General features: G+C 47.8%; 9 protein-coding genes and 2 pseudogenes. 6 read left to right on the top strand and 5 right to left on the bottom strand.

Annotated elements, in window-relative coordinates; translation table 11 throughout:
* Positions 1-191: 191 nt before the first annotated feature.
* The 5 genes and pseudogenes from RIC07_RS28295 to RIC07_RS28275 all read left to right on the top strand — a co-directional run.
* Positions 192-278 (top strand): annotated as a pseudogene (locus tag RIC07_RS28295) (WD40 repeat domain-containing protein); the annotation flags it as partial.
* 3 nt (positions 279-281) lie between these two features.
* Complete coding sequence (locus RIC07_RS28290; RefSeq protein ID WP_446397428.1) at positions 282-650, top strand: WD40 repeat domain-containing protein; 369 nt, start codon at positions 282-284, stop codon at positions 648-650.
* Between the two features lie 697 nt (positions 651-1347).
* Complete coding sequence (locus RIC07_RS28285; RefSeq protein WP_446397427.1) at positions 1348-2817, top strand: Ycf66 family protein; 1470 nt, start codon at positions 1348-1350, stop codon at positions 2815-2817.
* A gap of 125 nt (positions 2818-2942) precedes the next feature.
* The gene (gene ileS / locus RIC07_RS28280; RefSeq protein WP_446397426.1) at positions 2943-6437 is read left to right on the top strand and encodes an isoleucine--tRNA ligase; all 3495 of its coding nucleotides are present in this window, start codon (positions 2943-2945) and stop codon (positions 6435-6437) included.
* A 24-nt stretch (positions 6438-6461) separates the two neighbouring features.
* Positions 6462-7640, top strand: a complete 1179-nt coding sequence (locus RIC07_RS28275; RefSeq protein WP_446397425.1) for an SUMF1/EgtB/PvdO family nonheme iron enzyme — start codon at positions 6462-6464, stop codon at positions 7638-7640.
* Positions 7641-7679: 39 nt separating this feature from the next.
* Here RIC07_RS28275 and RIC07_RS28270 read toward each other — a convergent pair whose 3' ends face one another.
* From RIC07_RS28270 to RIC07_RS28255, 4 genes are all read right to left on the bottom strand, one after another.
* Positions 7680-8207 carry a hypothetical protein gene (locus RIC07_RS28270; protein ID WP_446397424.1) on the bottom strand — a complete coding sequence of 176 codons (528 nt, stop codon included), beginning with the start codon at positions 8205-8207 and terminating at the stop codon, positions 7680-7682.
* On the bottom strand, positions 8207-11053 hold the full coding sequence (locus RIC07_RS28265; RefSeq protein ID WP_446397423.1) for a peptidoglycan-binding protein: 2847 nt from the start codon (positions 11051-11053) through the stop codon (positions 8207-8209). The genes RIC07_RS28270 and RIC07_RS28265 overlap by 1 nt, the downstream gene beginning before the upstream one ends.
* A 299-nt stretch (positions 11054-11352) precedes the next feature.
* Positions 11353-11811: a hypothetical protein gene (locus tag RIC07_RS28260; RefSeq protein ID WP_446397422.1), complete on the bottom strand. Its 459-nt coding sequence runs from the start codon at positions 11809-11811 to the stop codon at positions 11353-11355.
* Between the two features lie 167 nt (positions 11812-11978).
* Complete coding sequence (locus tag RIC07_RS28255) at positions 11979-12341, bottom strand: hypothetical protein (RefSeq protein WP_446397421.1); 363 nt, start codon at positions 12339-12341, stop codon at positions 11979-11981.
* Between the two features lie 106 nt (positions 12342-12447).
* Here RIC07_RS28255 and RIC07_RS28250 point away from each other — a divergent pair, with 106 nt between their 5' ends.
* Positions 12448-13089 carry a hypothetical protein gene (locus tag RIC07_RS28250; RefSeq protein WP_446397420.1) on the top strand — a complete coding sequence of 214 codons (642 nt, stop codon included), beginning with the start codon at positions 12448-12450 and terminating at the stop codon, positions 13087-13089.
* Between the two features lie 46 nt (positions 13090-13135).
* Here the strand turns inward: RIC07_RS28250 and RIC07_RS28245 are convergent.
* A pseudogene (locus tag RIC07_RS28245) lies at positions 13136-13355 on the bottom strand (hypothetical protein); the annotation flags it as partial.

The raw sequence follows: 13355 nt of genomic DNA, 5'->3' as shown, positions 1-13355 counted from the left end.
AAATTGCTAGCGCTTCTGTTGACAGAACGGTGTGGTTGTGGGATAAAAAGGGAGCAGAATTAGCTGTCCTGCGCGGTCTTGAAGATTGGGTTTGGAGTGTCACGTTTAGCCCAGATGGATAGCAATTTGCTTGCGCTTCGGATGAAGGATCGGTGAGTTTGTGGGATAAATAGGGAGCCGAATTATCCGTCCTGCGCGGTCATCAAGATAGGGTTAGGATTGTCACGTTTAGCCCCGATGTAGAGCAAATTGCTAGCGCTTCGGATGACGGAACGGTGAGGTTGTGGGATAAAAAGGGAGCCGAATTAGCCGTCCTGCGCGGTCATGAAGATTGGGTTTGGAGTGTCACGTTTAGCCCCGATGGAGAGCAAATTGCTAGCGCTTCAGGTGACAGAACGGTGAGGTTGTGGGATAAAAAGGGAGCCGAATTAGCCGTCCTGCGCGGTCATGAAGATAGGGTTTGGAGTGTCACGTTTAGCCCCGATGGAGAGCAAATTGCTAGCGCTTCAAGTGACAGAACGGTGCGGTTGTGGCGGGTGGAGACGTTAGACGATTTGCTGGTTCGCGGTTGCGACTGGTTGCGGGACTATCTCCACACCCATCCCCATGTCAGCGATATTAATAAATTTTGTGCTGGGGATTTGGATTGAAAACAGGACGATTGAAACAAGAGTTCGTAACATATCGTTACAATTGACTTGGCGCGATCGCACTCAACCTTTGGAGAATATTGAACAGATAAACCACCTATCATATAATTTCCACCTACTTCTCCCAACCTCGACAAATTCCCCTCAATACTGCCAATTCCTCTGCGAACCTCTGCGTTTACCTCTGCGTCCTCTGCGTTAAAAAAACATAATTTCGATACCGACACATCGGACATTATAAGGCACTAAAGTGCCTACTACAAACTTAACTATTATTCATTCCATTCTTGTCTGAGTGAATTCTGTAATTCTAGAGTCCACTAGACGGGCGGGTTTAGTTACATCTGGGTTAGGTTAGAAACGATAGTAGTAAAACCCGCCCCTACACAGGAGAGACGCCATGCCTTCTTTCGGACGTGAAGGGTCAAAACTTTCCCATCTCTCTACCCAAGACTACCAATGATTGTAGATTCCCGGTTGCCTTACGGCTTGACAAACTTGTACCTGAACTTGTAACTATTGCCCCTACCCTCATATTGATAACGCGGCGAATAAACGGGAGCTTGTAACATCTCGTTACAATGGACTTGGCGCGATCGCACTCAACCTGCTGAAAATAATAAGGATAGAGTTAAGGGGTCCTCTAACCCTATACCCTCTACAATGATGAACGTCTGTTTCAAGGAGTATCCGCCTCATGTTGCCATACGTCCTCGCGTTGGTTATCGGTCTTGGTAGCTTTGCCTATTACATGGCAGCATTCTTTTTTCCTGAAGTCCACCGCAAAAGCGACTTCTTCTGGAGTGGCGTCGGATTTTTCTACGCCCTCGTCTTGTGGGTATGTGCAGGGCGGATTACCGGGGCGGTACTCCTGAGTCAAATCGCCAGTGTATCCCTGTTGGGGTGGTTAGGCTGGCAAACCCTGATGATGCGGCGACAGTTAGCTTTACCTGAAGCCCAAACCGAAATTTCGCCCCAAGTTCAGGAAAAAATAGCTAGTTCTGGGATGTTCCAACTGGCAAAAAACCTAGTGGTTCAACCCGTCGCCCGGGTGTTCCGTAAACAGCCAGTGACGCCAACCCCAGTCGTGACTGAACCGGAACCTGTGACAGAACCCGCCGCGCCAGAGACGGAAATCGCCCCAGCCAAAACGGAAATTGGCGAATCCTTCCCTGGAACAGTTACGGAAATAACCGAGGAAGTGCAACCGCCATCGGAAGAAAGCGATGTCCCCGTCGCCTCTCCCACGGAGGTAAGCGAGGAAACCCCAGCGGAAATCCCAGAGGAACCCCTAGAGGAACCCGTAATCGCGGATATCACCGAACCGACTCAAGTCAGGGAAACAGTAGAAACAACACCAACTGAACGGGTAGAGGAACCCGCTGAGGAAACAACCCCGCCAGAACCGATAGGGGAATTTGCCCCAGACGAGTCTCCAACCCAGACACCCCTAGAAGAATGGACGTTAACCGAGACATCTGTAGCCGAGACACCCCTAGAGGAACAGACGTTAACCGAGACACCGACAGCCGAGACACCCCTAGAAGAACAGACGTTAACTGAGACACCTGTAGCCGAAACACCCACCAAACCCGTCCAGAAACAAACCAAACAACGTCAGGGAATTAGGGGATTTTTCAATAAGTTCTTAGGCAAAGGGAAGGCAAAACCTGCTAAAACGAAGGAACCGCAGACAGTATCAGAGGATATTTCCACCTCACCTACACCAGAAATCCCTGAATCTAGTCCGCCAGACACCCCACTCGACGCTTCCCCAACTCCACGTCAGAGTATAGAAGAAACAGCCGCAGCCGACGAAACCCCAGCGGAAACCCAAACCGTTGACGTTACCCCAGCAGCAGAAACACCAACAACTGAACCGGAACTCACTCAGAACCCAGACATCCAACCCCCAGAAACCCCAGCGGAATCAGCAACTGAGACGACTCAACCCGCTGACTCAGAACCCCTGATGCGCCCGAATCCGCCTGAACCCGAACAGGTAGACGCCGCGAACCAATCCCCGGAACCGGAATCGGATGAGTCTCCAGACATCCCAGTCGCAGATATTGCCCCAGAATCGCCATTATCGCCCCCCGCTGAACCAATCGGTGAGGGTGACGCCAAAACCCGACAATCTCAAGATTCAGAAAATCCTCCCCAGTAAAGTTGAAAAGATGGCAAATTCTCACCCATAATGTAGGGATAGATAAAGCTGCTTATGTAAAAAGGAGTAATCGGTAACCATCCCGACTCCCTCAAACGTATAACCATTAACCCATAGGTCGAACTGTGACAGACGCTAAATCCTACAAAGACACCGTAAATCTGCCCCAAACCCAATTTAGTATGCGGGCAAACGCGGTCAAACGGGAACCGGAACTGCAAAAGTTTTGGCAAGACCAACAAATTTATCAGCGACTGTCACAGACGAATCCCGGTGATAGTTTCATCTTGCATGATGGTCCCCCCTACGCGAATGGGGCGTTACATATTGGACACGCCCTGAATAAAATTCTTAAAGATATCATCAATAAATATAAGCTGCTGCAAGGGCATAAAGTTCGCTACATTCCGGGCTGGGATTGCCATGGCTTACCCATTGAACTGAAAGTCCTGCAAGCGATGGACCCAGAAGACAGACAAGCCCTAACCCCGATAAAGCTGCGGCGCAAAGCCAGAAACTTTGCCCTGAAAACAGTTGATCAGCAGCGCCAAGGGTTTCAACGGTATGGTGTATGGGGAGACTGGGATAACCCTTACCTGACCTTAACCCCGGAATACGAAGCCGCGCAAATTGGCGTATTCGGTCAGATGGTGCTAAAAGGGTATATCTATCGGGGAATGAAGCCCGTTCATTGGAGTCCCAGTTCCCAAACCGCCTTGGCAGAAGCGGAGTTAGAATATCCGGAAGGTCATACCTCCCGCAGTCTTTATGCCGCGTTTCCCCTCACCAAAGCCACAGAATCTGTGGAAGCGCGACTGAAACCCTATTTAGTGGATTTGGGTGTCGCCATCTGGACAACCACTCCCTGGACAATTCCCGGTAACTTAGCCGTGGCGGTGAATCCCGAACTGACGTATGCGGTTGTGGAAGTATCAGGGAAATCAGCCAGTCAAGAGGCGGAGAAATCCGCTAAGTCAAGTAAGTCAAAAGCAAAGGGATTTGCCCCCACTCAAGACGAGGAATCCCCAGACGCAGAAGAATCAGCCGACTCAGACACGGAAGCCGAAGGGTTTAAATACTTAATCGTGGCGGCGGAATTAGTCGAACGCCTCTCTCAAACCCTGGATAAAGACCTAACCGTCAAAACCACTCTGAAAGGACAGGAATTAGACCAGTGTACCTATCGTCATCCCCTCTTTGACCGGGAAAGTCCGATTGTGATTGGTGGCGATTATATTACCACGGAATCGGGAACTGGATTAGTTCATACCGCACCGGGTCATGGTCAAGAAGATTATATCGTCGGTCAGCGCTACAATTTACCGATTATCTCTCCCGTAGATGGAAATGGAGATTTTACCACCGAAGCTGGACCTTTTGCTGGGTTAAATGTGTTGCGGAATGCGAATCCAGCGGTGATTGACGCCCTCAAAGACGCGGGTTCATTCCTCAAAGAGGAAAACTATGTCCATAAATATCCCTACGATTGGCGCACCAAAGAACCAACAATCTTCCGGGCGACGGAACAATGGTTTGCGTCAGTGGATGGCTTCCGGGAAGAAGTGATGAAGGCGATTCAGTCGGTTAATTGGATTCCTCCCCAAGGAGAAAACCGGATTACCGCTATGGTGTCGGAACGTTCGGATTGGTGTATCTCCCGCCAACGGAGTTGGGGTGTACCGATTCCTGTCTTTTATGATGAGGAGACGAATGAACCTCTGTTGACAGAAGAAACGATTGCCCACGTACAAGGGATTATTGCTGAAAAAGGGTCAGATGCGTGGTGGGAATTGCCCGTAACGGAATTATTACCCGAATCCTACCGGAATAATGGTCGCACCTACCGCAAAGGAACCGATACGATGGATGTCTGGTTTGACTCGGGTTCCTCTTGGGCGGGAGTTGTGCAAGAACGTGAGGAATTATCCTACCCTGTCGATATGTACCTGGAAGGGTCAGATCAACATCGGGGCTGGTTCCAATCCAGTATTCTTACCAGTGTGGCAACAAATGGTTGTGCGCCCTATAAATCAGTATTAACCCATGGCTTTGTTCTGGATGAACAAGGACGTAAAATGAGTAAATCTGTGGGGAATGTGGTAGACCCCGCGACGATTATTGAAGGCGGAAAGAATCATAAACAGGAACCGCCGTATGGTGCAGATATGCTGCGGCTGTGGGTGTCGTCTGTGGACTATTCGGTGGATGTCCCCATTGGTCAAGGGATACTGAAACAGCTATCGGATATTTATCGCAAGATTCGCAATACGGCGCGATTTTTATTGGGAAATCTGCATGATTTTGACCCGGCTAAAAATGCGGTGGCGTATGAACAGTTACCGGAATTAGACCGTTATATGCTGCACCGGATGACGGAGGTGTTTGGCGAGGTGACGGAAGCGTTTGAGAGTTATCAGTTTTTCCGCTTCTTCCAAACGGTGCAGAATTTCTGTGTGGTGGATTTGTCCAACTTTTATTTAGATGTGGCGAAAGATCGTCTATATATCAGTCATCCGGATTCGATACGACGCCGCAGTTGTCAGACGGTATTAGCGATCGCACTGGAAAATTTAGCTCGATCGATTGCGCCTGTATTATGCCATACCGCAGAAGATATTTGGCAATATCTGCCTTATCCCACACCTTATAAGTCGGTGTTTGAGTCGGGATGGGTGCAGTTAGATGAAACCTGGAAAAAGCCAGAATTAGTCGAAAAATGGACAAGGTTACGGGCGATTCGCACCGAGGTGAATAAGGTGTTAGAACACGCTAGGGCAGAGAAGATGATCGGTTCTTCTCTAGAAGCGAAAGTCTTGCTTCATGTCCCCGATACGCAATTACGCCAACAGTTGCGGAAATTAAACCCCAGTGGGATTCCGCGCCTGTGGTTGCAAACCCCGAAACCGGAACTGATGCTGAAGGAACCAGAAGCAGCATTAGCTTCAGAAATACTGTCCTCACAGACAGAAGCAAAAGAGTGGAATGTTAATCAAATTCTGTCCACTGTCTTGGCGACGCTACGCCAGATTTTCAGCGAAAATCAGCGCGTATGGTTAACGGTGGGGGTAGCGGTAGCGATACCGATTACCTTAAAAGTAACCGCAACAGTATTAGATTCGATCGCATATCTCCCCTTAGTAGCAGATATCTTACAATTGGTGGGGATTGGCTACAGTGCTTGGTTTGTCAATCGCTATTTACTCCGCGCCCCCAATCGGCAAGAATTAGTCCAGAAAGCGCGATCGCTAAAAACAGAGGTATTGGGTGAAGGTTCTCCCCAACCAGAACCCGAAACGGTGGAACCTGAAGCCGAACCTCCAGCGCCAGTACAACCGCAACCCCAACCCAAAATTCTAGGGGAACGGTTTACGGTTCTCAGTAACGGGGTAGATGAGTTGCGCTATCTATTTTTAGCCTCCCAAGTTGAGGTGTTAGACTCACCGGATGCGATTGAAAATGCTGATTATCACAGTCAGTCAGAACACGTCTGGGTGGGGGTTGTCAAAGCTGAGGGCGAAAAGTGCGATCGCTGCTGGAACTATTCACCTTTTGTGGGTAAAATTATCGAGCATTCCACCATTTGCGAACGGTGTCGGGCGGCGTTGGCAGGTCAATGGTAAAGGATTTGTTCTTGGTTATTCGTTATGTGTAACGATAAAATAACTGATCAATTCAATCAGCCAAAAGATGACGATGGTGTATGGGGGGATAACGCTTCAGTCCCGATAGGGGATGCAGTGATGGGAGGACTTGAAGGTGTCAAACGTCGCTTCGCTATTTCTAGAGTTCCAGAAAGAATTCAAGCCCTACAAGAGGTCTTAAACTACGGAGCTGAAGGTATAGATTTAGCGATCGCAGCATTAAATGACGAATCCTGGGATGTACAGGTCGCTGCCTACTTGCTGCTACGGCAACGAACAGAGCCAGAAATCGCGCAGGCGCTCTCAGAGCGACAATACAGAGTCAAAGTCACCTCTGTGGATGCACAGGGTCAGGAAATCGCTCGCCAAGTTCAATCGGCAAGGATATTTGTCGAGAAACTCGGTGAAGGCGTATCGTTAGCACTGACCTACATTCCCGGTGGTCGGTTCTCGATGGGTTCGCCAGAAACAGAAGAAGTTCACTATCCCTTTGAGGGACCGCAACACTTAGTTAACATTGCTCCTTTTTACATCGGAATTTTTCCGGTGACTCAGGCTCAGTGGCAGGCTGTAGCTGCCTTACCTCAGGTCAACCATGCCTTATTTCCCGAACCATGGCGGCGTTCCTACCTCAACGATGCTGACTTACCTGTGGTTGGTGTCTCGTGGTATGAGGCTGTGGAGTTCTGTGCGCGACTGACCCAGAAAACGGGGCGCAACTATCGGTTGCTGAGTGAGGCGGAGTGGGAATATGCTTGTCGGGCTGGGACAACAACACCGTTCCATTTTGGTCAGACCATTACTCCTTTACTGGCTAATTACAACGCGAACAGAACTTATGCTTTGGGTTCAAAGGGGAAGTGCCGTCAACAGATAACCCGTGTTAACAGCTTTGTATTTGCCAATGCTTTTGGGTTATATGATCTGCACGGGAATGTTTGGGAGTGGTGTGCTGACCCTTGGCATGAAAACTACGAAGGCGCACCATTAGATGGAACGGTTTGGGAATTAGGGGGAGATACTCGGTATCGGGTGCTGCGAGGTGGTGCCTGGAATCTCCATCCTAAAGGTTGCCGTTCGGCATACCGGGATAAACATGAATCAGACAGCGGCAGAGCGGACGGATTAATTGGTTTTCGGGTGGCAGTTTCTCTGGAATATTCTCTTATGTTTGGTCGCTAGTACCGCTACCTTGGAAGTAAAAAGTCAAAAGTCCCATTATTAATTCAAGGTATAGTAAACTTCAAAGAGTTGGTCGTTGTGGTTTTGGCTTACGTACAGTTCTTTAAAGTTAGGACCGTAGTCTTCCTTGCCGTTCTTATCGATACAATTATATTTGCCCTCAATTCTAATGCAGTTTTTATTTTCATAGGGGTAATTGCGAAAATCGTTCTCAGACAAGGGTTCATCGCAATAGAATGTACCCCGAAAGTTTTCTCTGCCTGAAAAAATCCAAGTTTTCATCAGAATGCAGTAGCGATCGTCAGCCGTATGCAGCACAAAAACTGAACCTCGTTGGGTAATGTGGACTAGGTTCTGAGGCAATGGAAGTTCACAAGCAGTATCTAGAAGTAGATTCTGAGTTTTGACCCAATCGAGTACTTCCTGATATTGATTTAATGAGGCGCGGTTTCTGGATTGGTATTCCCCCCTACTACGTGAGGTTGATTGCCAGATGTGAAAAATTAAAACTGGTAAACCCACAATTGGAGAGAGCATTTCTGCTAATCCGTTAATTATTCTTTTCATTATTGATCAAGATCGTTCCATCGCTCTGATTCATTTAGTCGCTGCTCTAAATCTCGTTGCCTTGCATCTATTTCTCGTCGTCTTGCAGGGTTGTGTTGCGGAAGTTCTTGGTTATTCAGAGCAGCCTGCCATTTCACAGTAAAAGATTCTTCTCCATAGAAGCCACATCCTACACGACACCTTCTCTTATCTGAGGGCGGCTGAAAAGATTGCGGCCAACCCAGATAGCCAGCCAGCATCCACAGTTCAGAACCGAGGAAATTGCCGCCAGGAAGATAACGAGGGTTATGTAGCGGTCGTGGATAGGGCCCTTTATGATACCAGACTCCTGCCGCTCCTACCAACGGTGAATGAGGTAGTGTTATTCCTCCAAACCTGAAATTAATCCAGGCATCCCTGCACAGTCTGAACATTACTCCGTAAACTACGTAGTTGACTGATCCAGAGTGGTAGCATTTACCATCAACTTCGACTGAATTATCGCATTCTGTTGATGGAGTAGCGCAAGGAGCGCCCTCAAGACTATACCTCTCTTTGGCTGGCAGTTCTTTTTGTCTAGACCACTCGTGCAATTCAATAATGTCCCACGAATTGCTGGCGTATTTGGGGTTGGTTAAGTAACCACAAAGTCTTGCCTGCAGTGCTGGATTGAATGCCCTGAATTGTTCCTTCATGGAATTCAGAGCTTTGACGACTCCCTGCTTAACATCGGGTCCGCACATAGGGTTGCGTCGTTGCTCATCGGTGGCTACTCTTGGTTGTCGTCGCTCAGATACTGGCTCAGATGCTGGGTTTTGAAAATTCTTCTCGAACTTCTTCTTGAGTTCTTCTAAATTTTGATCTATGGCAGTAGGCGGATCTAAATTCAGAATTTCAACACTCGTAAGCTGTTCTGGTGTGAGTAGCTGTAGTATGCGAGCGTACTCCAAAAGTTGGGTGTAGTAATTCTCTAAGGGCAAATAGTTTGCCTCACCACCCAGTTTTTCTTTGATTTCAGGAGGCAAACTTTGTAGAAGGAATCTAAGTCCCTCAATAGCACTAGCCGGTAGTGAGGTTTCTATTGGTGGTGTAGATTCGGTTAGTTGGTAAGGTTCAATTCCAGGGAACATCCTCGACCAAGTGTTCAGTCCAACTTCTCCGTCAGCAGTCAGTCCATTGTTCTGTTGCCACTGATAAACGGTTCTGGCAGTGGTCAGTCCATAATTGCCATCGACAGGTGTTAGCCCTAAAAACTGCTTGATTCTCCTGACGTTCTGTGACAGGTTGTAAGGATGTCCATTCTCGTTAAAATGCCGGACGATGATTTTAAAGTCGTCGTCGCTCGGCAGCGATGAGGCTGATGTAGCCGATGGTGAGGATGCTGTAGTTGGACTCACAAAAGGAAACATCATCGACCAAGTGTTGGCTCCAACTTCTCCATCAGGAGTCAGTCCATTGTTCTGTTGCCACCGATAAACGGTTCTGGCAGTAGTCGGTCCATAATTGCCATCGACAGGTGTTAGCCCTAAAAACTGCTTGATTCTCCTGACGTTCTGTGACAGGTTGTAAGGATCTCCATGCTCGTTAAAATGCTGGGCGATAGCGGCAAAGTCTTCGTTACTCGGCAGTGATGGGGCTGATGTAGCCGATGGTGTTGAGGGTCTATTGTTTAAAATTCCTGTTGATGGAATTAATGACTCAATTGATGAACCTATACCTGATTCAGCTACCTTTGGACAATCATCGGGTGGATTGAAAAAACTGCTTCCTGCTTCGTATAGTCCCCATAAAAAGAGGGCTATCGCAGCCATATCACCGGGTCCTGGCGCTGGAGTATCAACTTGTGAAACACCTGCCGCAGTTAAAGCTCTTCGGGTCAGTACTGGTGCAGCCGCTTGTGACCTCCGCACCAGACCAAGAAAAAAACCCACTTCTATAAGTGACTCTTGACACTCAGGTGACAAAGACCTTTGTTTGGTCTGTGCTTTAGGCGAATTCTTATCGGAGTCTACTTGATATTGTATAGATGTTGCTTTAGAAATAGGATCAGAAAACTCTTTCTGTTGGCTCTGATTAGCCTTGGCTTGAAGTAATGTGTCCTTGTGTGTTTCACACTTGCTGCATTTGCTCTGCACAACCTCACTGGACTTGTTTGGAACTGGTGCAGGATCTGATGATTTTGTATACTCTCCTAATAAAGGTTTAGCCGATTTTCCGGCTACCACGGCATCGGCTACCGCATCCGCGTGCTGTTCATATTTATCCCCCACCTGCCCCAAACCATCCTTCAGTTGCACCTTCCCAGATTGTTGCTGCATGACATGCGCCGCTTCATGGGCAGCTAATCCGACACTTGGAGTCTTAGCAAAGGCAATCCGATTTCCAGAGGTATAAGCCGCCGCCCCTAATTTCTGAGATGCCGCCGCCGCATCTTGCCCCATATACGCTTGAACATGGGACAAGTCTTGACCAAAGGACTGTTGGATTTTATCCAGATGCGGTAATTGTCTCGGTGTCCCCCTAAATCCATCAGCGGCAATGTCTTGGGGCGATTTCTGTTGTACCGACTCCCCATCGTCTTTAAGTTGCACCCCATCCTCGGCTTCACAGTGGGCATCTTGGGGCTGGATGGCTTCGGCTTCCGTTTGTGTCTGTCTTTGAATCGCCTTATCCATCCCTTCAAGCAGCTTTGCCTGAATCAAATCTCGGTCATAACTGGAATAAGCGCGAGTTGTTTTGTCTAAAGCCGACGGTTGTTTGGCTTGTGACTGTACGGGAAATCGCGGTGGTGTAAACCCTGTAGCACTATCTTTGGGCGCAGGGGCGGGTGGAATAAACGAAGGTTTCTTCTGTTGAGCTTCCTGCATAAGTGGATGACTATATAACTTGCAATTAATTATAGTAAACTATATGCTGTATATAAAAATTATATCGGACAACTTTGACTTCCACGCAAAATCAAAGGGAGTCGGGTAAACACAACTGATGGATTCAATAGTTAACTAGTAGCGCGGGGATTCACATTCATTACTTTTATCATTCCAACGACCGCCTCTATCTAGACATTTATCTACAGCTAAAAAATGCCTTACCCAAGGCAAATGCATAAAAGCCAAGATTACAACTAGGAAAGCTGAAATTATTATAATCTTACTTTTCATGATGTTTAATATTGATCAGGCAAACCTTCTGGACGAAATGTTTCACAAATATCTTTACATGATCCATCGGTATTGTTCCTACCACCTCTACGACCATAACGATTAGCTTCCTGATCGTCATTGCTGGCTTCGGGTGGGTCACCTGTAATCCGGTCAATAAACTCTCTAGAATTACTTAAGTATGCTGCCATCGTCGCACCATGAGAACCAACCTGAGCAGTTTCACAATTAGCCTTGCAGTGGAAATAAAGATCACCGCCAATCCAATTTGCCTCACGCATATCCATATAGTTGCGCCGGAAAGCATTGATGGCCGCTACCTGTTGGCGCGATATTTCTGTTTGAGCTAAACCTGATCCTAAAAGAGGACCAGGGGGTACTGTCTGCAATTGGACAAGTGACTCCTTTTGCTTACTTTGACCTGATTGTTGCTGCATAACGTGGGCAGCTTCATGGGCTGCCAATCCGACACTCGGAGTCTTGGCAAAGGCAATCCGATTTCCAGAGGTAAGTAGGTTGGTGGAAATAAACTCAACCTTATGAAGTTATGTTAACAAGCCTCAAACCCTTACAAATGACGAATGACGAATGACGAATGACGATCCCCACCGTTAACTTTAATTGTCCCCACCTACTTATAAGCCGCCGCCCTCAACTTCTGAGATGCCGCCGCCGCATCTTTCCCCATATACGCTTGAACATGGAACAAGTCTTGACCTTGCACACCATCTTCGGCTTCACAGTGGGCATCTTTGGGCTGGATGGCTTCAGCTTGCCCCTGTCTGGGTATCGCCCTATCCATCCCTTCCAGCAGCTTTGTCTGAATCAAATCTCGGTCATAACTGGAATAAGCGCGAGTCGCCTTTCCTGAAGCAGAGGGTTGTTTGGCGTGTGACTGTACAGGAAATCGCGGTGGCGCAAACCCTTGATCAGCGTCTTTGGGCGCAGGGGCGGGTGGAATAAATGAAGGTTTCTTCTGTTGGGCTTCCTGCATAAGCTGATAATTATATAACTTGCAATTAATGATGTGAAACTATATCCTGTATATAAAAATTATATCGGGCAAATTCGACTTCCACTTTAGGTGTTCTACCCATTCTATGACTTCTACAGCAATAGATTGGTACAAAGCCAATTATCAATATTTGATGACCTCGGTTAACCGAGTCTATCGTCATCTTGAATGCTATATTTCCCAGAAACAGAATCAGACAACTGATCCAAACCCCGATTTTTCCCCACCGGAAATACCTAACTCGGCGACTCCCTTTGCCTTGGATATCCTCTGCACCCAATTCGGCTTATCTGTCTGCGATCGCGATATCCTTCTCCTATGTGTAGGCATGGAACTCGACCCGGATTTCCCGTTACTTTGCCGTCAAGCCAGTGGCGACTCCCAGATTAATTATCCCACCCTGAGTTTAGCCCTATCCGCCTTACCCCACGTCAGCTTAAGCGTCTTGGGACGACAATCCCCCTTACAATACTGGCAACTGATTGAAATCGCTCCCGGTGTAACCTTAACCCAATCTCCCCTCCGCATTGACCCGCGTATCCTCTGCTATCTTTTAGGCGAACCCAGCATCGATGCTCAACTTGATGAGCGAGTTAAACCCTTGGATCTCGGCTTAACAGGAGAATTAGCCCTTCCCCCATCCCATCAGCAAATCGCCCAGATAATTGCTTCGGCTTGGTCTGACTCTACCGCTTCTAAAAACCTAGACAAACCTACCCACAAGTAATTCTGTCTTGGTATAAGTCCACGGTGTAACTTTTGATCGATAACCGTTAACGCTTGCGCTTGGCTGATACCCGGCGTTGTTGCTCGATATCAGCCTTAACCAACGGTTCCCAGTTAGAGACACTATAGTAATCGTGTCTACGATTGACTACAGGGCATCGACCCATAAAATTATTAAATTGATATAGAGCACTCCATACGTGCTTTCTCGGATTCACTCCGAGATAGGCGGACACAGAGCGCGGCAATCTCTCACTATACTTCATG

It is taken from the genome of Coleofasciculus sp. E1-EBD-02 (assembly GCF_040218245.1).
GTDB lineage: Bacteria > Cyanobacteriota > Cyanobacteriia > Cyanobacteriales > Coleofasciculaceae > Coleofasciculus.
Note: the sequence above shows the minus strand (reverse complement) of the source record. Positions and strands in the feature narration are given on the sequence as shown.